At 41.3% G+C, this 24,135-nt stretch carries 13 protein-coding genes; 8 read left to right on the top strand and 5 right to left on the bottom strand.

Translation table 11 applies throughout. The features are described 5' to 3' along the window. Positions 1–151 precede the first annotated feature (151 nt). Positions 152–2,941: an ATP-binding protein gene (locus tag FNH22_RS27875; RefSeq protein WP_143401810.1), complete on the bottom strand. Its 2,790-nt coding sequence runs from the start codon at positions 2,939–2,941 to the stop codon at positions 152–154. A gap of 650 nt (positions 2,942–3,591) precedes the next feature. On the opposite strand from FNH22_RS27875, the gene FNH22_RS27870 reads away from it, so the two are divergent. The 5 genes from FNH22_RS27870 (at position 3,592) to FNH22_RS27850 (ending at position 11,485) form a co-directional block, all read left to right on the top strand. Then, the gene (locus tag FNH22_RS27870; RefSeq protein WP_143401809.1) at positions 3,592–3,930 is read left to right on the top strand and encodes a PKD domain-containing protein; all 339 of its coding nucleotides are present in this window, start codon (positions 3,592–3,594) and stop codon (positions 3,928–3,930) included. 24 nt (positions 3,931–3,954) lie between these two features. After that, positions 3,955–4,152: a BspA family leucine-rich repeat surface protein gene (locus tag FNH22_RS27865; protein ID WP_143401808.1), complete on the top strand. Its 198-nt coding sequence runs from the start codon at positions 3,955–3,957 to the stop codon at positions 4,150–4,152. A gap of 27 nt (positions 4,153–4,179) precedes the next feature. Continuing rightward, complete coding sequence (locus FNH22_RS27860; protein WP_143401807.1) at positions 4,180–8,904, top strand: reprolysin-like metallopeptidase; 4,725 nt, start codon at positions 4,180–4,182, stop codon at positions 8,902–8,904. Positions 8,905–9,793: 889 nt separating this feature from the next. Further along, complete coding sequence (locus FNH22_RS27855) at positions 9,794–10,330, top strand: hypothetical protein (protein WP_143401806.1); 537 nt, start codon at positions 9,794–9,796, stop codon at positions 10,328–10,330. Positions 10,331–10,501: 171 nt separating this feature from the next. After that, entirely contained in the window at positions 10,502–11,485 is a 984-nt protein-coding gene (locus FNH22_RS27850) for a DUF5004 domain-containing protein (RefSeq protein ID WP_143401805.1), read from the top strand. A 447-nt stretch (positions 11,486–11,932) separates the two neighbouring features. On the opposite strand, the gene FNH22_RS27845 is transcribed toward FNH22_RS27850, so the two are convergent. Beyond that, positions 11,933–14,281: a DNRLRE domain-containing protein gene (locus tag FNH22_RS27845; protein ID WP_185154455.1), complete on the bottom strand. Its 2,349-nt coding sequence runs from the start codon at positions 14,279–14,281 to the stop codon at positions 11,933–11,935. Between the two features lie 285 nt (positions 14,282–14,566). On the opposite strand from FNH22_RS27845, the gene FNH22_RS27840 reads away from it, so the two are divergent. Genes FNH22_RS27840 through FNH22_RS27830 form a run of 3 tightly spaced genes read left to right on the top strand, consistent with a single transcriptional unit; the run spans position 14,567 to position 17,749 of the window. Further along, the gene (locus FNH22_RS27840) at positions 14,567–15,508 is read left to right on the top strand and encodes an alpha/beta hydrolase (RefSeq protein ID WP_143401803.1); all 942 of its coding nucleotides are present in this window, start codon (positions 14,567–14,569) and stop codon (positions 15,506–15,508) included. Beyond that, positions 15,505–16,284 carry a DUF1961 family protein gene (locus FNH22_RS27835; RefSeq protein ID WP_143401802.1) on the top strand — a complete coding sequence of 260 codons (780 nt, stop codon included), beginning with the start codon at positions 15,505–15,507 and terminating at the stop codon, positions 16,282–16,284. The genes FNH22_RS27840 and FNH22_RS27835 overlap by 4 nt, the downstream gene beginning before the upstream one ends. A 13-nt stretch (positions 16,285–16,297) precedes the next feature. Beyond that, entirely contained in the window at positions 16,298–17,749 is a 1,452-nt protein-coding gene (locus FNH22_RS27830) for a sialate O-acetylesterase (RefSeq protein WP_143401801.1), read from the top strand. A 10-nt stretch (positions 17,750–17,759) separates the two neighbouring features. Here FNH22_RS27830 and FNH22_RS27825 read toward each other — a convergent pair whose 3' ends face one another. The 3 genes from FNH22_RS27825 to FNH22_RS27815 form a co-directional block, all read right to left on the bottom strand. Next, positions 17,760–19,196: a sulfatase gene (locus tag FNH22_RS27825; RefSeq protein WP_143401800.1), complete on the bottom strand. Its 1,437-nt coding sequence runs from the start codon at positions 19,194–19,196 to the stop codon at positions 17,760–17,762. A 104-nt stretch (positions 19,197–19,300) separates the two neighbouring features. Continuing rightward, entirely contained in the window at positions 19,301–22,096 is a 2,796-nt protein-coding gene (locus tag FNH22_RS27820) for a DUF4955 domain-containing protein (RefSeq protein ID WP_143401799.1), read from the bottom strand. A gap of 465 nt (positions 22,097–22,561) precedes the next feature. After that, positions 22,562–24,130: an arylsulfatase gene (locus tag FNH22_RS27815; RefSeq protein ID WP_143401798.1), complete on the bottom strand. Its 1,569-nt coding sequence runs from the start codon at positions 24,128–24,130 to the stop codon at positions 22,562–22,564. Between the last annotated feature and the right edge of the window lie 5 nt (positions 24,131–24,135).

Below are 24,135 nucleotides of genomic sequence, written 5' to 3'. Positions count from 1 at the left end.
TGTTCTGGAAGATCGAAGGGCTGTGGAATGGATCTTTGGCGCAAAGGCATGGACAATTTTCTTTGCACCTGACCCGTTCAAATCAAACTATATCATTAAGAATGTGGCATTCGTATCAGCACAAAATAGATACACTCCTCTCCCTGGTGTTTTACTTCGAGATGCTTTCCAGATAAGTAGAGGGGTTCTTTCCGAATCGCTTCTTAAATAACCGGGTAAAACTGGACGCATCTTCAAATCCAACAGCATATACCACTTCAGAGATTGTCTTATATTTCTGGCTTTCCAGTAAAAAAATGGCTTCCTGTAACCGTATATCCCGGATAAACTGGCCGGGAGTTAACCCTGTTATTTTCTTCAAAAAACGATTCAGACTACTCTCACTCATGGCTGCATGAGTAGCCAGTGAGTTAATGGAACAGCCCTCTGATAAATGTTCCCTCACCATTTTTTCCAACTCTTCGATCAGCTTCTCTCCATAGGTAAGTGGCATCTGCTTGTCCTTTTCGGTGGTGACCAATAATTCTTGTGTAGCTTTCTTCCGTTCCAATGTATTGGTCAGCAGGTTTTGGATACGTGCCATAAGCTCCTCAGCATTAAATGGCTTCACCATATAATCATCTATTCCAGTCCGATAGGCCATCAGTTTATCCCGGTCATTGGCATGAGCCGTTAAGGCGATAAACGGAGTAAGCTTATACTTAGGGTCTTCCTTCAGTTTTTTAGCAAAGGTGAGCCCTCCCATTACTGGCATCATTACATCAGAGATAATCAGATCAGGCGTATATTCCTTGATTATTTCCATTGCCTGTTGTCCTTCGGTGGCCTCAACCACGTGATAGTGATTCCCAAGGAGCTTTCCAATGTATTGCCTCATATCCGGGTGATCTTCTACAAGCAATATAGAGGGTTTGCCTGAAGTCATGTTTTGTTCAGGCTTCAAAGTTGGTTCATTAGTATGTTCTATTATATAAGATTGGAAAGAGGAATAAGAATCCGTTTTCGTGATCAGGCTTTTAGGAAGCGAAAGCTCAAAAACACTCCCATGATTTTCCAGACTGGATACAGAGATAAGCCCTCCGTGAAGTCTGGCCAATTCCTGGGCCAGGGCCAACCCTACTCCAGAACCGCCACTTTGAGGCTGTTGAGAATGAGAAACCTGGTAAAAACGGTCAAAAATATAAGGTAAGTCTTGTTCCGGGATTCCTATCCCTGTATCCCGTACTTTAATATTCACAAAATCGAGAGAGTCTGGGTCATAGTCCAGGTCCACGCTCACAGTTCCCCCCGAAGAAGTAAATTTTAAAGCATTGGATATCAGATTGTTGAGAATCGTACTGATCTTAGATCGATCAATATTTAGCATAAGACAGGCATTATAAGAGAATTTCAGAAAAATACTTTTTTGCCTCGCGAGGGACTGAAAGGAATCTATAATTTCTCTGACAAGGACAGTAAGGCCTTCCGGTTGACGGTTTACCGTGAGTTCCTGGAATTCCATACGTGAAACATCCAGAATTTCATTGACCCTATTGACCAATTGTTCACTGTTTTTCTGAACCATTTTCAACTCATCCATCATGGAATCCTCCGGGATTTGGTGATTGATCATTTTGCAGACCGGGCCCAAAATCAACGTAAGCGGAGTACGTAGCTCATGAGCAATATTAGTAAACCAACGGGTCTTGGCATCCTGAAGGTCCTGTACTTTCCGGGCAAAGCTTTTTTTGTCCAACAGGTTTCGATAAACAAGTGTTGTAATGACAATAATTAACGCCAGTAAACTTAAGGCGAGCACGACATAAACACGCTGTTTTTTCATACTGCTTTCAGCTATTTCTGCTTCCTTTTTCAACAGCTCGTTTTCCTTCTCCATCTGTTTAGTATCAAACTCTGATTGTACACGAGCGATTTGTTCTTCACGTTCTTTATTGAAGATCCTCGTAGAAATATCGAACATGCGCTGTCCAAAACCTACGGCTGCTTCATAGTCGCCAATGGCTTTATGAGCTTTGTACAATGTCTCATATGCCTGTTTCATTCCATAGAGTCCATCGGATTCGTTGATCCATTCAAGAGCAGAATTAGCATAAGAAATGGCTTGCTGATGGTTTCCCATCTTTAAGTATATATCAGCGATCTGAGTATAAGAAATGGGGTAATAAGCCTCATAGCCATGGAGTTCATAGGTCTTCAGCATACGTAAGGCATACGTAAGCGCCGTATCAAAATCACCCAGTGCCGTCTTGACATAGGCAAGATTTCCATAAGCCTGAGATTTATAATATTCGGAATCGATACTATCAGCATGTTGCAGTGCTTCCAGGAGGAAAGGGATACCTTTCTGGTAACTCGCTATGGCTGTTAGTGAGTCTTTATTTTCTTCATGATGCAGTCCCAGTCCAATGTAGTAGACGCCCATTCCGTTTTTTGCACGAAATAAATACGCATGATTATTTACTTTTTTCGCGAGCTCATAACATAGGACTTGGTTTTTTTTGGCCGCTTCGAAATTGGATAGCTGTAAGTAGACGTTAGCAATGTTGTAGTAAGCATCAATACAGCCCAATGAATCGTCTAAGACTTCATAATACTTTAATGATTCCAGGTAATAGTAGAGAGCAGAATCCAGCGCCTTGGACTGATGAATATTACCCATTATCCGACTGATCTCGGCTAAACCCTTCGTGTAAGATAACGCTTCGGATAAAGCTAATGCCTCTGTGGCGTACGATTTAGCTCTGGGCACATCCGAACGATAAAGCATTCTGGCAACTAGCCCCATCGAATTCGCCCTGTTCGTATCTTTTTTAGGTTTTTCCAATTCCTGCAAGAGACTGTCAAGTCGATGAGACTCTTGACTAAATCCGGAGAAACTATAAGACATCAGAACATTACATAGAATAAGATGCAGAATAAAGTTGAATAATTTGAAAGTCATGGTAACAATATCCGGTTAATCGCTTCGAAATTATTTTTATTTAATTGTTTCCAAACAAGCTTTGAAGGTATTCCTCGATTAATGATGATTTTAACCTATATTATGACGGTTTTCGCATAATTCTCTATTTTATTTTGTCGGAACAATTTGGCTAATTTCTATGTCTCGTTTTAGGATATAATTTGGTATAAATATAATGGATCGACGTAACCTCGAATCGTTCATTTGATGGTTCCCGCGTTGATTTCGGTGTTTTTAGTACAAATGCTTTACCCTCTATTCTCTCACATTTGAAACTGAAATTTGATAACGTACACATGAAATAAAATTTATAACTTGATGATCATCATATTATTAGGACAGGTTTAGCCTGTTTTTTTTTTGGGTGCCGTCATTCTCCAACCAATCCTTGATTCGACGTTTTCCGCATATTTTTTAGTGTTTTTCGCATAGTTGTTTTCGCCTTCCCTCTCCTACCTTTAGATCTTTTAAATAATTTAAAAATTCAATTTAGTAAAATCTAACCATTGAAAACTATGAAATGTCCATAAGCCGGGCCATACTAAATCAGGGCGGTATCAAAATTGATCTTTGATGCTGAATCAGTTTTAAAACATTCTATTTCATCGTTGAAATAAACGTCATTAGATATGAACCAAACTACCATCTTGTATTTCGAAAAGTTAGTACTACTCATAGTAGTTCTCTTTTTCCTTTCCCTAGTGCAAACTCAAACAACACAACCTTTTATCACTATCTGGAAGACAACTGTGGATAATGAAGGAATCACCATCCCTACCAACAGTAATAGCGGTCCTTACAACTACACGGTTGATTGGGGGGATGGAACTATAGATACTGACCAAACCAGAGATGCTACTCATAGGTATGCCGACGCAAAAGAGTACAAGGTGAAAATCACTGGGGGTTTTCCTCATATTTATTTCGGTGGTCGTGAGGGATCGGACAAGATACATGCGGTAACATAGTGGGGAGACATCCAGTGGAAAAGTATGCAGAAATCCTTTGCACGATGTAGCAACCTGGAGGTTACCGCTACAGATGCCCCTGATTTGTCACAAGTAATATTTATGACAGAGATGTTTAGTGATGCTACTTCGTTCAACGGTGACATAGGTGATTGGGACATCGGTAATGTAAAAAGCTTATCGGGGATGTTCAGTGGAGACACCGCCTTTCAATCAAGATAGATAAATTATTATGAATCCTAAACTCATATGAAAACAAAACTATTATTATTCATTAGCATTTTTGCCTTTATTTTTAATGGTTTTTCGCAGCAAATCTGGAAACAAAACACGAAAGATTTCCAAGCACAGATTGCTGAAAATCCTAAAAAACATAAAACGTTAACTTTAGATAAAAAACTGTTTTTATCTATTCTAAAAAATGTATCCGGTAGAACAAGCTCAAAGAAGAAATCCTCAACAATTTTACTTCCTGTTGAAAATAATACTTTTGAAGCTTTTGAAATATTAGAGGCGCCAAATTTCAGTGAAGAATTAGCTTTAAAATTCCCGGCAATAAAATCCTACATTGGCAAAAGTACGAGCAGTAATAAAGTGGCTCGTTTCAGTTATTCTAAGTACAATGGGTTAACGGCGTTTATAACGACAAACAATAATGGCACGGTATTGGTTAAACCCACCAACTTAAAAGCTAACGCATATGTGGCATTCAATAAAAGAGATAGTGAACCCTTATCTCCCTTTGAATGTGACGTAACAGAAAAAGCACATGAGGTTTTAAATAAAAATCATGCAAAAGCCAGGATATCGTCCGGTGATGGGTATTTAAGGAAGTACCGTCTGGCACTGGCAACCACCGGAGAATATTCAAATTATTTCTTAAAAGGGAGTGAAACCAGTGATGCTGAAAGAAAAGCTGTCGTTTTAGCTGCTTTAAATACTACGCTAACAAGAATTAACGGAATTTTTGAACGGGACTTTGGTGTAACACTGGAATTAATTCCAACAAATGATAGGATAATACATTTGAATGCCAGTACAGATCCTTTTACAACCATTGGCCCCTCATTGCCCAATGTAGTTCAAAGTCATTTGGACGCTGAGATTGGCGCTGCGAATTATGATATAGGACATGTTCTGGCGCATCGATTCAGGAATTACGGAATTGCCTATGTGGCAATTTGTTTTGATGGCTTTCCTGGGAAGGGGAGTGCATTTTCATCAGGTCCTAATCTGGCCTCTGATGATTTTTATATGGTCTTTGCACATGAATTAGGACATCAATTGGGAACGGATCATGTACAAAGTAGTTCTTCATGTAGATCAACTTTTGAATGGGATACAGCAGTAGAACCAGGAAGTGGAAGCACTATTATGAGTTATGCGGGGATATGCTCTCCTAGTGTTCAAAGTGGCCTAGATAGTTACTTTAATTATGTTAACATTCGAGATGTTATAGAAGTTACTTCTCTTAGAGGTTGCGGGGAATTAATCAGTACTGGGAATAATTCACCTACCGTAAATGCGGGGAGTAATTATACGATTCCAAAGTCAACGCCATTTATTTTAGAAGGTACCGCAGATGATGTTGATAACAATTCAAACTTATCCTATTGTTGGGAGCAAAACGATCCTGAAAATCCTAACTCAAGTAGTTTTCCGGAACCTGACTGGACTCGGGGACCGCTATTTAGAAGTCTACCACCTACCAATGTTCCTTTGCGCTATATACCAAAACTCGAAGATGTTATATCCGGAAATTTAACACCAACCTGGGAGGTGTTACCATCGGTATCCAGAATAATGAATTTTGTTTTAACGGTAAGAGACAATGCCGCTTTTGGCCCCAAAACCGCTTCAGATGAAATGACCGTAACGGTAGATGGTAGTTCAGGACCTTTTGCAGTGACCTCACAAAATTCGAATATCACGTGGCAGGTAGGAGAACTTAGAACAATTACATGGAATGTCGCCAATACAAATCAAGCACCTGTCAATGCCGGTACAGTAGCCGTGTATTTATCCACTGATGGCGGATATACTTACCCCATTACCGTTGCAACAAATGTACCTAATAGCGGAAGTTATGATATTATTGTTCCCGAGGTTCCTGAATCAACTGCTTCTGCCAGATTGATGGTAAAAGCTGAAAATAACATTTTCTACTCGATAAACGCTTCTGATATTAACATTGATTTATCAGGGTTTTCAATGCATTTTTCTGAAATAGAAAAGGATGTTTGTAAAGGTGATGAGGCTGTTTTTGTTTTTAATTATAAAACGTTCTCAGGTTTTAATGAAACTGCAACGTTTGGTGTAGATAACTTACCAGGTGGCGCTATAGCTACATTTGATCCTGCTACCGCAGTAAACAACGATACGGAGGTCACCCTAAGCATTTCAGGATTAGAAAATTCAAATCAAGGTTTTTATGAGCCTATTATTGTTGGAAACACAACATCTGCACAGCGAAATGCTCGCATTAAGTTAAATCTATTTGAGGATTTGTCTGAGCCTGCTTTAGTATCTCCGGAACATAATGCATCACAAATAATTCCCAATTCAACCTTAGTTTGGGAGACTGACCAGAATGCAGAGACCTACACCATTGAGCTAGCCACCGATCCCGGTTTTTCTAATATAATAGAAAACACCACTACAAATGAAAATACATTTACACCTTCTCAAACTGAATTTTATACAAGTTACTACTGGCGGGTAAAAAGTGATAATGAATGCGGAGCAAGTAATTTTTCAGAGGTGTTTACGTTCAAGACATCATGCAAAGATCCGGCTAATATCACAATCACCGACATTACCCATCAATCAGCGACTATTTCGTGGACAGATGATTTTTCTTCAGATTGGGAGATCAGAATTATTGAAAATGCCCCAACACCAATAGAAAGAAACATAATGTCCAGCGCCAGGTCATACAATATTTCAGTACTAAATTCCAGTACTGATTATGACGTTTTTGTAAGATCATTATGTGGAAGTGATTTTAGCAGTTGGATAGGACCTCAAAAATTCACCACACCAGTTTCATGCCCGGCACCTTCAGATTTTGTGGTAGAGGACATCACTTCTGACGCTGTTAATTTATCGTGGATCAGTCACGGAAGCGAGACAGCATGGGAGTTGGAATACGGATTGGAAGGATTTGCACCCGGAACAGGGACTAAGATTTTAACCACTACTAACCCTTATGAGCTGGAAGGATTGGATGAAGGCGTAAATTATGAGGTCTACCTTACCGCTGTTTGTGGTCCGAATACCGGAGATGATGATAGTTTTATAATTGGCCCGGTACAATTTAAGTTCCCTATCAATTATTGCGAAATAGGTAAGTTTTATGATACCGGAGGACCTCAAGAGAATTATGGAGAAAATGAGCGTCTTGTGATGGATATTTATTCATCAGGAGAAAATATTCCGGTGACAGTTGCATTCAATGCTTTCGATTTGGCAGAAGGTGATCTTATGTGGATCTTTGGACCAGATGTTTCTCGTGAAATCTACAGTGGAACAGATAGCCCGGGAACAATTACCTCAGAAAAAGGTAGGATAACTGTTTGGTTTGTCGCGAGTGATAGTGAAACAAGCGCTGGCTGGGATGCTACCGTGATTTGTGGGGCTCTGAGTTGTCCAATGCCTTCAGGTTTTGTTGCAGATAATACAACCGCCAATACTGTTGATCTGTCCTGGACCAGTAATGGAAGTGAACCACAATGGGAATTGGAATATGGAGAAGCAGGATTTGCACAAGGTCAAGGCACCAGGGTTTTAACCGACACCAACCCGCACTCATTAACAGAGTTGTCTGCAGATACAGATTATGAGGTCTACCTTAAAGCTGTTTGCGGTCCGAATACCGGGGATAATGATAGTCCTTGGGTAGGGCCACTGGATTTCACCACACCGGTTTCATGCCCAGGTTGTAGCAATGAAACACGACCTTTTATCACCATCTGGCAGACTACAGCGGATCACAAAGAAATTACCATCCCTACCAATAGCGACAGTGGCCCTTACAACTACACGGTCGATTGGGGGGATGGAACTGTTACTGACCAAACCGGAAATGCTACCCACGAATATTCCACCCCGGGAGAGCACGTGGTAAAAATCACTGGAAATTTTCCTCATATCCATTTTAATGGTCGTGAGGGATCAGGTAAGATACAGGCGATAACACAGTGGGGAGACATCCGGTGGAAAAGTATGAAGGAGGCCTTTGAAGGATGTAGTAACCTGGAAATCATCGCCACGGATGCCCCTGACCTGTCTGCTGTGAAAGACATGTCTAAAATGTTTCAAAATGCAACTTCATTCAATCAGGATATCAATGGTTGGGATGTGAGCAAGGTAATAGACATGACCGGGATGTTCGAAGGAGCTACTTCGTTCAATCAGGACCTGGGCAGCTGGAAGTCTCATGCTATCAATAGACGTGACATGTTCGATGACTCAGGTTTGGACTGTACCAACTATTCGCTAACCCTTTTTGGATGGACGAATAATACGAGCGCAAGCGATGTCCACCTGGGAGCTGATGGCATGGAATACGGGACCGATGTCTCTGACTTAATCAATGAACTAATAACTAATCGTAACTGGGTCATTAATGATCACACAAGTTCTGGTGGCAAATGTTTGCCTTTTGAGATCGATCACGAATTGGTCACTGGAACGGTCACTCCGCCTAATGCGGGAAGCGTGCAGGTTTATCCAAACCCGGTAAAGGAACAGCTGAACATCGTCCTGGACTCGAATCATGGAAAGATACAGCAGATGGTCATCCGAATGGTTTCTGGCCAGGTACTAAGAAGAAAGACAGTTTCGCAAGGCGACCTGGCTGATGAAGGAGTGCTTTTCGTGGATATATCGAACCTGGCAACAGGCCTCTACTTATTGGAAGTACAAGGAATCGGAACCAGCTCCATTTTCAGGACCAAATTCTTTAAACAATAATTCTCCGGAAGTTGAGTAAACCTCCCCCGATGAGCGGGGGGTCTATGAGGGAATATGGAGACCACGCTCCCTCAAAAAGTTCTTTAATAGGTCACTGTTAACTAAGGCGAGTGTGAGGTTATAGGTCAAAGTAATATTTATAACACCTGACCTCTGAGCTTCACACTAACCAAGATGCGTAGTTGTTAAATTACTCTCTGGTTCATACATAGATAGCTTTTAACGGTTAAACTGTGAGCACACATGCGGTTCTTTGGTATGCTCCGACTTAAGGGACCGATTTTTGGTATGTTCCGGCTTAAGGGAGCGACTGTAAGTGACAGTGGCCCCTTATTTTAAATCATTCATCCTTAGCCTCCTTCATCATCTGATAGGGTGATCATCTCGCTTGAATTAAAATAGGGTTGACTGAAGTTGATCACTCATTACCTTTTATTTTCTGAGTTTGAATGGAATTACGCGCTCAAGCCTATGAGATCAATTCCGGAGATCTACAAGAACTGGTGAAAAAATAATTTTTTAAGTACAGCTAACCTTACATAAATCAATAGTTAGCAATTAAGATTAATCATTGTAAACCAATATCAGAGATTAAGTAAAACCCTGTCAACTTATTGGACTGTACATCAAGCTATTCAGGACAAGTCACTTCAAAGTGTACACTCATGGCGTACAAATGCATAATTTCATCGGGGAAAAAGGATTGTTAAAAAAGAAACTCTATTCTGATATGTAAAAATAAATACTTCAAAAGTGAAACAACACAAAAAAAACAATATGATGAGGGTTTTCGCATAGATTTTAATGTTTTTCGCATGCATGATTTGCCCCCCTCTTTTTCATCTTTGAATAAAAATATTTGACACAACGTATTCTTAAATACTATTTCATGGCAATAAAAACACTCACCGAAAAACTTGAAAAGGAATACCAGGAACAGAGCCTTGCTTATGACAAGTTATACTCAGAGAAGGATGATGCCGAAGCAAACTTTGATCGAACATTGAAACTAATGAAAGTTCTGTCCCAAAATGATAAAGACTTACAGAATAGATGGGGGTTACAAAATGGTAGAATCTATGCGATTGAATCATGGATTGAAAGCTCTACAAGCTTTTATAATCGGTTACTCAAAGAATATAATCGGTTACTCAAAGAATCTGATTTTGTAGCTAAACTTGGGAATTTCAAAGCAACTACTGACCAACTGAATGCAGTGAAAATGGCCATTGAAAACCTTAAAAAACTGCACAATGAAGCCACCGCTGAGAAAGGACAAGCTCAGGAAGCAGCCCGTCTCAGAAATGAAAAGCTCGATGAACTAGACGACTATGCAACAGAGTTAAAAGCTATAGCCGAATTCGCTATGTGGTATGAAAAGACAAAGTGGTATGAAAAGACAAAAAGCTGTTTACGGCTGATTTAAAGAACGTCTACCAGGCACTCAACCGGCAGATGGCAGAGCAAACCTTAGAAGAACCGGCAAAAATGGGAGCATAAATACGGTTATCTACACTATAGTATTACAAATAATAACGGACGATTATTTTCGTTGCACTTTCAATAACTAAGATATCTTATTGCTTCTTGAAAAAGTATGGTAAACTTTAATAAACGAATTAAGAAAATAAAAAAAATACTGGAAAGAAAAAATTGGACTCTTTTACTATTAAGCATTTTATTTATTGGTCTGATCTCTTGTGGGGACGATGATGATCCTGCAAATAGTATTGAAACTGAACATGCAGCTACAAAGCAAAAATTAATTGGAGAATGGAGGCTTGTGAGCAGTACAATTGAGGGAGAAGCGGTAGGGACAGAAGATTTTTCATATCTACAAGAATCAACAGCAACTTTTAATGCAGATAATACTTATGAGCTTGTTTATATCAAACGTAACGGTAATTCATCCTCAACATCGATTTTAGCCGGAACATATACAGTTGATGATGTAAATAGCGTAACTTTTTTTAATTCCGCATCTGACATTGAATTAATAGATGATGCGCTACAAATCACCTTCAATACAGATGATGACAAAGCGCGGGTTGACATTTTTATTAGAGCTGATAATGAGGAATTTGCGGATGATGAAGAAAGTAGCGGGAATCTATTAGAGGGCGACGAAGATGACAGTTCAAACCCACCGAATTCTTCCTATGATGGTTCAGCAATCATAGCCCGGATACAAGGAAAATGGGAGATAACCAATGTATCGGATGATTGCCTAAAAAAGAACACGCTTGAATTTGTAGGTTCTGATGAAGTTATTTTCACACAACATCAAAAAACGTTCAATAGAAATGACCTACTGGAATACAATGTTAGTGTAAGTTATCCTCTACAATCAGATTTTTCGGGTGTCGTAATACAAGGATTTAACACTATAACGTTTGATAATACTGCGGATTGCAAGTTTATAAAGAAAAGTAGATTAAGTTATCAGGTTCAAGATGCCGAAACCATACTAATCCAAGAATCTTCCAGACTGACTTTTAAGATTATAGATGATACTACCATAAATTTAATATGCGAATGTCCCGATGAACAGATAATTCAATTTGTTTATATAAAAACATAAGAAAAAATGATGGTGAAATGCTTGTTGAACTGGAAACAACTCGACCTTGGGAGAGTTGTTCTATTTCAACAATGCCGCATAATATTGATAATAAATTCCGCACACATCTACTACTCTCCTTCCCTCCTGTCCTACGTCCCTTGCTACAGCATGGTAATTCCTCGCTCCGCGGGAGTGGCAAAAGAGTGCTGTGATTTTCAATGGAATGAAAGTGATACTTTTAATAACAGGGTTACCCCCCTTCCCTCCAAAACTTTATGCCGACCACGGCTCGTTTCCCCCTGCCCGCTTTGCTCCCTGGCCCATCACTAAGACCATTCACCGGATGGTTTCTTAACGCTCGACCCTCTCCTGGTTAGGAAAAATAACCCAGTGAAAAGCGTCTAAGCCATTTAACCTAACACGATGAGCATTATGTAGTAACAAGACCTCAATTACCTCAGAAGGCTATTCAGACTTTAGAAATTTATAAGATCGACTTTGATTGGTCCCTGATTCCCATATTGTCAGGATGTAAAGACCCCTTTTGAGTAAGCTTACATCAAACTGATAGTTATTCGATCGATTGACTGTTTTTTTGATGAGATTTAAGCCACTTATATTATATATACTGAGTTCTGACCCTTGTGGAATGCCAAGAATATTCAGGTAATCTTGGGTCGGATTTGGATAAATATTAAAAGGATTTTCAGATGAATCAAAAACTTCGTGTAACTCCCAGGCCCCAGCTACACGGGCCCCACTTGGTGGAGGGGTAACCTGATCAATCACCAGCCTGGGCGCCAACTCATAATCGCTCTCTCTACTGGTAAAGTTCATATAATTACCATCCGCAGTTTTAGTTCTTAAAAGGAGAGATACTTTTGTACCATTATAAATGGCTTGAAGCACGGCGCTAGTGACGTCCCACTGGTAAAAACCGGTTGTTGAATTCACCACAGTTGATGATACCAGAGTCCCAAGCGAATCAATATCATTTCCTGTGACGTTAGTTTCATCCCAATCATGTGAGTTCGTGTTAAACACATTAACCTCAGACATACTCCCCCCCGAGCCCTGAATGGTGAAGGTGTTAAGGTGCATTTTAAGCGTTATGGATTCAGGGGCGCCAACGATTGCAGACACATCAAAAGAAACCACAACGTCACGATCAAAAGAGGGGTTTGTCACATTCTTGATGGTAAGTAAGGATGAGTTATAATTATTTCCCGAATAGCTGCCGCGCCTGACAAATGTATCATGATCAGATACCAAAGGATTTATTTCTTGCCGGATGTCCAGCCTTGGGGCAAAATCACTTTCCTTGCTGTCGAATGATAAGTAATTGGCATCATTAGTGGCACATTTTAGTAAGAGAGAAACCAGCGTATCTCCATTATTTAATACATCCTGAACCGCACTGGTCACGTCCCATTCATAAAGCCCCAATGCTGACGATACGGTTGTTGAGGAAATGACATTGCCTGTGGTATCAATATCAGCACCTGTGACTGTGGTTTCATCCCAATCGGAAATACCGGCTTTAAAAACCTGAATCTCACTTGTTGAAGCGTTTTGTTGACCAAATGAGTTTAAATACATCTTTAAAACCACTTTTTTGGGAATTATGCTGATATCGCTGACATTAAATAATAGCAGGGTTTCACGGTCATAAGAGTTATCGTTGGCTCTTTTGATCACCAAGGTCGAAGTGTTGTAATTATTGCTTTCGTAAGTCCCTCTTCTTATATAAGCATCTTGAACAGATAAAGAAGACAGATGGCTCGTTCCCATATAGACTCGACCCGACGGTGGCGCTGCGTAGCCTGCCTCAAAATTTTGCGTGTGATCATATGTTCTTCCGGCAGCTTGAGCTTCTTTCTTACCGTCAATCGGTCCTGCAAAAACATCGGCATTTGCCCCATATTGACCCAGGAATAGGGTATCTCCACCATGGTTATTTTCTTTGAAGTAATTATTGTAAACATAGTTGTCATTCAAAGACATGTCATGCTTGACGGACCATGTGCCCATTATAGCGTAATAACCGACCGGCATATCAGCCGGCAGAGTTACTCGGTTACCCTCTACCAGATTGTATCCCGAGTCTTCTACATGAAAACTTATCTCCTGGTCAAAATCGTTGTTATTCAACACGTTAAACGTAGATCCTGTCCCTTGCATAGTGATATGCCTGATCTCTGTGACGCTACATTCCGTTACCAAGTTATCCCGTCCTCCAATCATAAAGTATCCCATGGCCCCTCCTCCTTTATTAAAGGCTCCTTTGACCCTTACATTTCTGATGGTATTATGATACGCATTACCTGAAATCCATAAAGGGTGCCGGCCACTATTGTAGATACTGACATCATCGACCCAACAATTATAAGACTGGCTAATCGAAATACTCCGATTTGTTACATCGGGAAGTTCGTTACATGTATCACATCCCCATTTATTGATAGGTGTTGTATGGTAGGTCCCATCTCCTACCGGAAACATTCCTCTAAGTGTCATTCTATAAACACCGCAGTTATTGTCATTAAACATAGCGATAGCGTTTCCGGAATTAAATTTTATCAAAAGTTCTGTTCCGGAGCGACTTTCTCCTACAAGGGAAACCCCTGTTGTCATTTTTATAGCTGCTGTCAGGTCATAGGTGCCATTGGGTAAATAAACCCAGTTTTTGCCTTCTGATTTGGCAGAGTCTATCGCTTCCTGTATACCTGCGCTGGTAAAAGCGGTAACATGGACAGCATTAGCACTTGTAAAGGAATCCGGCACAAAGGGAATGCCGCCGTTTACTCCTGCCATATTCCATCTGGTAATAAGCGAGTCTGGTAAAACCGGCAATTGGCCAAAGGCAATTTGACTACAAAGACATACTGATATTAAAATAAAAGTAAGATTTCTCATATAATTTTTCTGATAGTTAGTACATCTAAAATGCTTATGCACGTTTAAAAACTCTTTCACTATCATTCAGACTTTTTGAACAATTGTTCGTTCTTTTTTTTGGGAGAAAAACAGTCCTTAGATTTGATTTAGTTTTGTAAGCCAGACCGACTTGGCGTTAAGATTTATTAAACTTGATAATTAATGAATTACTGCTACATAAACTTCATTTTGATTTTCCTGATCAGTGTAACTTTTATGAGTGAAGTCAGTGGTCAGCCTAATCTAATTCCTCTATGGCCATCGAACAGTGATGCCGTCAACACAAGTAAATCTGAAAAAACAGATCCGAACAGAGATATCCTTTGGATAGAGCATGTACAGATTCCTACCATAGAAGTCTTTCTGCCAGTCAGGCGACACTCCACAGGAATGGCGCTTTTAGTTTGTCCCGGAGGTGGTTACAGCGGCCTGGCTTACGATTGGGAGGGTACGGATATCGCCAAATGGCTGAATACTCAGGGAATAGCAGCCTTTGTTTTAAAATATCGCCTGCCCAGGACTACTTCCGAAAAGGATGAGTCAACTTATGCACTTCAGGACGCGCAACGTGCTTTGAGACTAATACGATATCATTCAAATCAATGGAATATAAATACCGACCAGGTTGGAGTGATAGGGTTTTCGGCGGGAGGTCATCTGGCTTCAACTCTGGCAACTCAGTATGATCAGAAAGTCTTCGGTAGTACTGAGCCTGTCGATGCTTTAAGCGCACGACCGGACTTTGTGGCACTCATTTACCCGGTAATTACTATGAACGCAGATTTTACGCATAGCGGAAGTCGAAAGAACTTAATTGGCCCAAATCCAAAAAAGGAAACGATAGATCTTTTTTCAAATGAACTACAGGTAACCCATAGAACCCCTCCCACTTTTATTGTTCATTCGTCTGATGATAAGGCAGTTCCTGTAAAGAACAGTCTACTCTTTTATGAAGCTCTCCGGAAAGCCAATGTTTCTGCCGAAATGCATATCTATCCGGAGGGAGGCCATGGTTACTCCCTTGCTATTGGAAAAGGCTACTTACAAAACTGGACGGACCGGATGGCTGACTGGTTAGTATCCCTGCAAAAAAGGCGACCATGAAATTATTCTTATTACTCTTTACAGCTTTCATGTATTTTACCTGCCAGTCGCAAGGAAATCACAACTTCACCAGGTCGGAACTACTCTTCGAAGATACAGGGACCCATAACTGGAAGGACCAATGGATGCTGGACGGAGAGCGGTCTCAGGTGATTAACACACCTGAAGGCATGGAACTTATAGCAGGTCCGGAACATGGGAATGACACCTGCCACACCGTCTTATGGACGAAAAAGGTTTTTGAAGGGAATTTGCTCATTGAATACGATTATACACGAACGGATACCACCACGCGATGTGTTAACATCTTGTATTTTCTTGCTACGGGCAAAGGCGATAAAGAGCATCCGGAAGATATTTCCTTATGGAATGATCAACGACGGGTTCCCCGTATGAAAACGTATTTCAATACTATGAACACCTACCATATCAGTTATGCAGCTTTTGGGGCTAAAGAATTTTCGGGAGATAATGATTACATACGATTAAGAAGGTATGATCCAAACGGCACGGGCCTGAATGGAACCGATGTAAGTGGTGATATCTTCAAAACCGGTCTGTTCCACCCCAATGAGACCTATCACATTAAAGTCATCAAATTTGAAAGCCAGATTGAGATGCATATTCAGCACAAGGAATACGCCGGGCACCGACTTATCTGTCAATGGGATGTGAGTGATTTTCCTGATTGTGACAACGGAAGAATCGGATTGCGACACATGTACACGCGAAGTGCCCGATATAAGAATTTTAAAGTTTGGAGTATCGACAAATAAAACGGAACAATCCATGTTGAAGAAAATAACATTCACCCTGCTCTTTTACATTAGCATTATTTGCATCTCAAATGCAGAGATCACCTTACCCGCCATTATTTCTTCCAATATGGTACTACAACGGAATACCGAAGTGACTCTTTGGGGATGGGCGGATCCTAAAGAGAAAATTACGATTCAAACCTCCTGGCTAAGGGATGCCATCAAGACGCAAGCTGATAAGGAAGGCCATTGGAGAATCGAATTAACAACAACCAATTCAAAGGCAGCACAGTCAATACGAATTACTGCGAAAAATGAACTTTATCTTGAAAATATCCTCTTCGGAGAGGTGTGGTTATGTTCTGGTCAGTCCAATATGCAGCAGCCAGTGAAAGGCTACAGCGCACAGCCAACATATGGAGGTCTGGAGGCGATCGTAAATGCACGAAATCCGAATATAAGATTGTTCAATGTAAAAAAACACGGATCTACCACTCCCTTAGAAAACGTAAAAAGCTATGAATCCTGGGCAGAAGCATCACCCGTATTAGTTTCGAAGTTTAGTGCGGTTGGCTATTTTTTTGCCAGCAAGCTTCAGCAAGTACTGGATGTTCCGGTTGGTATTATCCACACCTCCTGGGGTGGCAGCTTTGTGGAAGCCTGGATGAGCGAAGAGGTGCTTTCTGAATTTCAACGTGTAGACCTGAGCGGCACAAATGAAGACACCAAAATGAACAAAACGCAAACGATGCTGTTCAATGCCATGATCAATCCTCTGATTCCTTACACCTTAAAAGGATTTCTGTGGTATCAAGGTGAAGCCAACCGTTTCAAGCCCAATGAGTACAAAGAACTATTCCCTGCAATGGTGAAAGACTGGAGAGTACGTTGGGGAGGAAATATGCCCTTTTACTTCGCGCAGATAGCACCTTACATGTATACAGGTAATGATGTCTATCAGGATGTTCAAAATACTGCTTTCATTCGTGAGGCACAACTTGAATGCGCAGATCTGATACCAAACTCAGGAATAGCCATCACTATGGATCTGGGTGATTCCATATGGATCCATCCACCAAAGAAAAAAGAAGTTGCGGACCGGCTCTTGTATCAGGCTTTAGCCAAAACTTACGGTTTAGGTGGAATCAATCCCGATGCTCCACGGTACGATAGTATGGAAATCCGGGAAGATAAAATTCAATTGCACTTCAAGCATGCTGAAAACGGTCTCTATGCCTACGAGGGTGAGATCAGGAACATAGAAATAGCCGGTGAAGACAAAGTATTCTATCCGGCACAGGCCAAAATTGAAAAGCGTCAAAAGTTATTGGTATGGAGTGAAGAAGTGAAAAAACCGGTGGCGGTCCGCTACGCATGGCAGAACTGGGTGGACGGTTCACTATACGGTACGAATATGCTACCTGTGTCCTCCTTTAGAACCGATGATTGGGAATTGGACCAAGAGGTGAAGAGAAGCAAATAACCCAAATTATCTATTCATTCGTGAAATAAGGAACAGCCGAGTTATGGCTGTGCACATGGTTAGGTTCGTTTACATTTGGAAGTAATTGCACTAATTGATCAACCGAGCTATGTTTCTTGTTATCGCTTAGCAGATTAACCCACTCGTGTTCATCTTCTTTAAGATCGTACAACTCTTCTGATCCATCATTGTACCGAATGTAGTGCCAGTTTTCATAAAAGACCGAATGATTGTTGGGACCATAGGTGGTCACAACGCTATAATCCCTACCGGATTTTTCTCCCTGAAGTAATGGCAAAAGGCTATTGCCTTCAAGATGGTCAGGGGGTATCAGTTCACAGATCTTTGCCAGCGTAGGATACACATCCAAAAGACTAACCGGTTCATCGGTTTTTGCGCTCTTAATGCCCCGACCGGCCCATATCATCGGAATATGAGATGACCGTTCCCAAAGAGTGCCTTTCTGAAACAGTCCCTTCTCCCCCAGGTGGTAACCATGGTCGGAAACAAGGACGACGATGGTGTTTTCAGCATATGGGCTGGATTCCAATTTTTTAAGTACCCTCCCGATTTGGTAGTCTACAAAATACATGCTGGCCAAATAGGCTTTTACAGCATCCTCCCACCTGCTTTCCTCTAACATCCAGTCCATATCTGGCATAGCGGGCCATTCGGTGATCTTTTTGCCTATCTCGGGCACATCCTTCCAATCTTCGGGTAAATACGCTGGGGTCTGAATACTGTCACTATTAAATGCATCCAACCATTTTTGAGGAACATACCAGGGTACATGCGGACGCATAAAACCTGTGACCATAAAAAACGGTTTGTCATGTTGCTCTTCAAGACGGGCCATGGTCCAATCTGCTATTTGCTGGTCAAATGTTAAAGAATCATGGGCCGGATAAGCTCCCCAATCTGTTGAAGTGCCGGGCGGTTTATCAAACCAAACCGGGTCATATACAAAATGCTCCTCCGGTCTCGGATCAAAATCGCAATACCCTCCATATTGGTTAAACACCCTTGCCTGATCTCCTAAGTGGAAGACTTTGCCCACCCCCATGGTTTTGTAGCCATTTTTTGCAAAGTAATCAGGCAGTAGCTTTGCCTTCAGGTCTCCGTTTCTTACCTGGTTTACCAAACTCTTGTCCTGGATATGAAAATAAACCCCGGAAGTGGATGGTCGTAACCCGGTGAGCATGGAAGACCTTGACGGACCACAAAGTGGCGAATTGGAGTGGGCATTCGTAAATGCCATTCCTCGATTCGCCAGTACATCAATATTGGGTGTTTTTGCTTGCGGATGACCTCCCAGGTATGCCGTCCAATCGTTTAGATCATCAACCATAATAAGTAGGACATTAGGTCGGCCAGCCGGATGTTCGGTTTGCTGGCAGGCCACTAACATCAACAATATGAAGGTAGTTTGAACCGTATACTTCAACATAAAAAAATACTTAAAAACGTGTATGAACAAGGTCAACTCACTTGATGCAATAAATCGCTTAAATGGCTAAAGATATCTCAAATCCTATAGTCCGTGGGGTTGAGTTATTCTTTTATCAACCTGAATGTATAATAATAATCTGAGCTTTTTATGTTCATTAAATAGATACCTGGTTGGAGACCTGAAACATCAAGCTGCAAATCATTCCCGCTTTGGTTTTCCATATTCAGAAGCTTTATTTGCCGGCCAGAGGCGTCTAACAGCTCCAGGTTTGCTCTTTCCGGTATACCTGTAATGACCAAACGATCCTTCATTGGATTTGGATACGTCCTGAATTGTTCAACAGCGACATTCAAAACGGTGGAAACTTCACTTTGTTGTTTGTGTCTGGCATTGCTGTTGCTATAACTTGTCCATGAAATATTATCTATAGCAATTGAATTATTGACAGATATATCCGATGCATTTTCTATGGCAATTGTAACACCTCCTGGCTTATTGATACCGTACACTTCAAACGTGTATAAACCTTCTTCTGAATAATACAGTGAGTCTTCCGGTTCACCATCGATAAGGAGTCTGATTTTCCGCTCGTTTCCTGTGTCCCAAAGATTTTTACAAGTCACCATAAAATTCCCAATCCCACCGTTAATTGTAGCAGATGCGCCAACTTTACCGCTCCGCATATAAATGTTTTTGGTACCGTCAATACGTCCGGATTCACCTTTCCCGTTCACTGTCCACATGAATCCATGATCTCCTTCATAGGTTATATCATTCCCCCAACCGACAAGTGTTAGGTTATTGAAGGTCTCAATATAATCAAAATAAGAAGGAGGAGGTGAATAAGAACTCCACTCAATATTGTCCATGGCAATTGAATTATTGTCAGATGTGTCTGATGCATTTTTGATGGCTATCGTAAAATCTCCCGGCACGTTGATATTATTAACCGAAAAGTCGTAAATATCCGTACCAGTATGCACGAGAGAATCCACCTCATTACCATTGATCAAAAGTTTGATTTTCCGCTCATTTTCTGTATGCCAGAGGTTTTTACAAGTCACTTTAAAGTTCCTGATCCCTCCTTGGATCAAGTCGGATTTAGCCCCAACCTTGCCACTCCTCATATAGATGTTTTTGGTACTGTCAATACGTCCGGATTCGCCTTTACCGCTCACTGTCCATGTGAATCCATGATCCCCTTCATAGGTTATATCATTCCCCCAACCGACAAGTGTTAGATTATTGAAAGTTTCGACATAATTGTGAATAACAGGTGTAAAGTACCAGTCTTGTTTCAGGCCCTCCCATTCATTAATGGCCTCTGCAATCCAGCTTGGAACACTATCCGTTCGTTCTATAAGCTGAGCTTCGAACAAAGATTCCGGAGATACTTTTGTTCCGTTACTTTCTTCATATTTGGTATTGATAAAGTTGGTATTGGCTGCTCCGTGGTATCCAACCACCATGGGATTTACCACGGTCAGACCACAGTAGTTGCCCGAACATAGGTTCCAAAAATCCAAGGTTTGATTCTGTGTGCCTACCTGCTCTATATTCCACATAGTAAGTCCGGTCAGGTGATGTGGCAAGTTTTTATAATTACCCCCTACATTATCCGTTTCTACCTGGACGTAGAGGTCTATAAGGTTCGTCCTGGGCATTGAGGCATGTAAATCGAATCCTTTCCCTTTTCTGGCATCTACTCTCCAAACCACCGACCCTGCTACACCTCCGCTCATATCAGCGCCATGAAATTGACCGTTATTGGTATTGTCCCAAATCAATCCCTGAAGTATTCTTGAGGATCTGTATCCAGCCTGTGTCAGTGCGTGTCCCGCATTACCATCTACCAGGATATTCAGAATACTTGATGCATAAGACCTGGCGGTAATCTTGGCGCCCATAGTAACATTGGTAAACCGACACCTTCTTACCCAGGAGTGTGCTACGTTTCTCAAATCAACACCGTTCCATCCGTAATCATGGTAATTATTCTTATGATGGACAAACTGATCCAGAAAGTTGCCCTTTATATGGATGTCTTCAAACCCACAATTTTCCAACAAATAATTCGTCCGTACTTTCCAGTTATAAGTGGCCTTAAATGTATCTATTAATGGATCCTTCAGGTAGATTTTGTTATTTACCAGATCCAAAGAGTCAATTTCATGTGTTTCATCAAGCAACACGCCATTATTGATCTGAGTCCATATGACCTTTGTAGGCCGTCCTTCAAGAAAGTCGCTATTGGCAACGGTGGTAGCATCCATAAAAATCCGGCAATATTTAACTCCCACAAAACGGTCTGCATTTGCTACCGTCACGACCTGGTCTCCACGGTTAGCCGTACCTACACCTAAACTGGTTTTATTATTCAGCCCACTTACTTGAGAGAAATTGAACAACGCACGACTTTGGGAACCATTTGTGGTATCCATGTGATTGAGCATATTAATGACGGTTCCACCATAGGCCGACCCGCTTCCTCTTAGTACTATGTTGGATGAATTTATCGTTATAGGTTGATTATTTAAGACCACCGTATTGACCGTGTACTCTCCGGGAGGGAAAAAAACAACTCCGCTGCCATTGGCCTCTGCAGCATCAATAGCCGCCTGTATGGCTGCTTTATCGGAGAGGCCGTCATCGGGAATTGCACCGTATGCCGGATCTGTGACATCGAAAACCTGGTGATTGACATCCGGAATACCTACCTCACCTCTCATATAGCCGGCATAAGAGTAATCCGGAAGCAAAGGGATATTTGGGTTTGAAATGACTCCGGTATATTTCTGCCATATCAGCGCATCCTGAGAAAATGCTGAATCAACGGAAAAGGAAAAGCAGAAGAATGTAACGAGCATCACGTTGGCAAATAACGGTTTGGTCTTCATATTAATTTACGTTTGGATCATGCTAACTAATTTATTGTATGGCTCTATAGAAGTCTGTCAAAATAGTACATATCATGATCAAAATCATACACATATCAACTCACCCATCCTAACTAACGTGAGTTCGAGATAACAATCCATAAAAAAGACTCCCATCGTCACTGCGAGCCTTTTTTGGCTCTAAAGATGGGTTAACCTGGCCTTCGCCAGGTCAAACGAAAACAGGATGCCAAGAAATAATAGTACAATGATGATTTCCCTTTGCTTAGAAAATTCCTTAACATGTTTCTTCGGATAAGAAAATGGTATCATAAATTTTGTTGCAAGGAGCACAATAGTGGCAAGAGACTCGCAACTGCCTTCCTTCCGGAAATAAAGCATTACTAAGAACCATTAATTTTGAAGGGGGTTTTACACTTTTATGCATATGAAGTCAAATGAACTATGATAGCCTCCTACCATGATTTATTTCAACTCCAGCTTTTCAAAGCCGGAATAGTCGCCACGAATTTCGTAAAACTCCTTTTTCAACTCTTTCAGTTTAGCAGGGTTTGAATCTGCAAGATTATTCAATTGCCCCGGATCGTCTTTTAGATTGAAGAGCATGAAGTTCTCTGAATTTCCTAATTCAATATTTACGTCCTTGGCGATAGCCTCACCATTGTATGGTGGGATCATAACCCAATCACCCTTCTTGAAAGCGGTACGCGTGTTGGCTTCTATAACGAGCGACTCCCTCCCTTTGTCAGAATTTCCAAGCAATAAGTCGAGCATGTCTTCACTGTCACTCTTTTCTACCTTTTTCCCTACTAAACGGCCTATTGAGGCCAGTAAATCCATCTGGCAAATAAGGGCATCCGATTGACCCGGGTTGATCTTACCCTTCCAGTAACTAATAAACGGCACCCTTGTGCCTGCTTCAAACAAACTGTATTTTCCTCCTCTTAATCCACCCTTCGGATCGTGGGTACCAAGTTTTTCAACTGCATCATCATAGTAGCCATCATTTAGTACGGGGCCGTTATCACTAGAAAAAATAATAAGCGTGCTTTCCAGTATACCTTCTTCTTCCAAAGCCTTCATTATTTCGCCAATGCACCAATCTGCTTCTACTATGACATCTCCACGCGGGCCTAAGCCGGACTTCCCTACAAACCTTGGATGTGGTGTTCTGGGAACATGGGGTTGCTGCATGGGCAAATACAAGAAGAAAGGGTCGTCTTTGTGGCCTTTAATGTACTCTCGGGCCTTGGTTAGAAAGTGATCCGCCATTTCTTCATCTACCCACCTGGCAGCTTCACCGCCTTTCATGTAACCAATCCTGGGTATGCCATTAACAATACTGCTGTTGTGACCATGGTGCCACTTCATTTTAAGCAATTCGGGGTTGTCTAGTCCTGTAGGCTCTCCATCAAAATTTTGAGCGTAATTAACCTGTATAGGATCATTTGGATCTAATCCCACCACCAAACCATCTTCAAGGTAAACAGTAGGCACCCTGTCCTGGGTAGCCGCCATAATATAGGAGTAATCAAATCCTACCTCGTTAGGGCCAGGAGAAATGAGTTCATTCCAATTCGCACTTCCATTTCCTAAACCAAGATGCCACTTACCAACAATGCCTGTTTGATAGCCTGCGCTTCTTAATAGTTTAGGTAGTGTTTGCTGCGCAGTATCAATAATAAGCGGAGCCGTACCGGGAAGGATCTTTGCGCTTTTGCGCCTCCAGGGGTACTCGCCTGTTAGCAAAGCGTACCGACTGGGAGTGCACGTGGCTGAAGTAGCATAGCCGTTGGTAAATTTCATGCCTTCATTGGCCAGTTTGTCGATATTAGGAGTTTGCAGTTCAGTGGCTCCATACGAGCTAAGGTCACCATAGCCTAAATCATCTAAATAAATAACGATGATGTTAGGCCGGACCTTTATGGTTTCTTCTTTCTCAGCGCTTTTTTGGCAGCCAATGGTAGCTACAAAAAGGATTGAAAAAGCGTAAACCGCTTTCCATTCTGATTTAAATCGTTTTATACTATTCATTTGAA

Source organism: Fulvivirga sp. M361 (assembly GCF_007097395.1).
Classification (GTDB): Bacteria; Bacteroidota; Bacteroidia; order Cytophagales; family Cyclobacteriaceae; genus Fulvivirga.
Note: the sequence above shows the minus strand (reverse complement) of the source record. Positions and strands in the feature narration are given on the sequence as shown.

Coding starts and splice junctions, on each gene's coding strand:
- FNH22_RS27875 (WP_143401810.1), bottom strand. CDS start 2,941: ATGACTTTCAAATTATTCAACTTTATTCTGCATCTTATTCTATGTAAT.
- FNH22_RS27870 (WP_143401809.1), top strand. CDS start 3,592: ATGAACCAAACTACCATCTTGTATTTCGAAAAGTTAGTACTACTCATA.
- FNH22_RS27865 (WP_143401808.1), top strand. CDS start 3,955: ATGCAGAAATCCTTTGCACGATGTAGCAACCTGGAGGTTACCGCTACA.
- FNH22_RS27860 (WP_143401807.1), top strand. CDS start 4,180: ATGAAAACAAAACTATTATTATTCATTAGCATTTTTGCCTTTATTTTT.
- FNH22_RS27855 (WP_143401806.1), top strand. CDS start 9,794: ATGGCAATAAAAACACTCACCGAAAAACTTGAAAAGGAATACCAGGAA.
- FNH22_RS27850 (WP_143401805.1), top strand. CDS start 10,502: ATGGTAAACTTTAATAAACGAATTAAGAAAATAAAAAAAATACTGGAA.
- FNH22_RS27845 (WP_185154455.1), bottom strand. CDS start 14,281: ATGGCAGGAGTAAACGGCGGCATTCCCTTTGTGCCGGATTCCTTTACA.
- FNH22_RS27840 (WP_143401803.1), top strand. CDS start 14,567: ATGAATTACTGCTACATAAACTTCATTTTGATTTTCCTGATCAGTGTA.
- FNH22_RS27835 (WP_143401802.1), top strand. CDS start 15,505: ATGAAATTATTCTTATTACTCTTTACAGCTTTCATGTATTTTACCTGC.
- FNH22_RS27830 (WP_143401801.1), top strand. CDS start 16,298: ATGTTGAAGAAAATAACATTCACCCTGCTCTTTTACATTAGCATTATT.
- FNH22_RS27825 (WP_143401800.1), bottom strand. CDS start 19,196: ATGTTGAAGTATACGGTTCAAACTACCTTCATATTGTTGATGTTAGTG.
- FNH22_RS27820 (WP_143401799.1), bottom strand. CDS start 22,096: ATGAAGACCAAACCGTTATTTGCCAACGTGATGCTCGTTACATTCTTC.
- FNH22_RS27815 (WP_143401798.1), bottom strand. CDS start 24,130: ATGAATAGTATAAAACGATTTAAATCAGAATGGAAAGCGGTTTACGCT.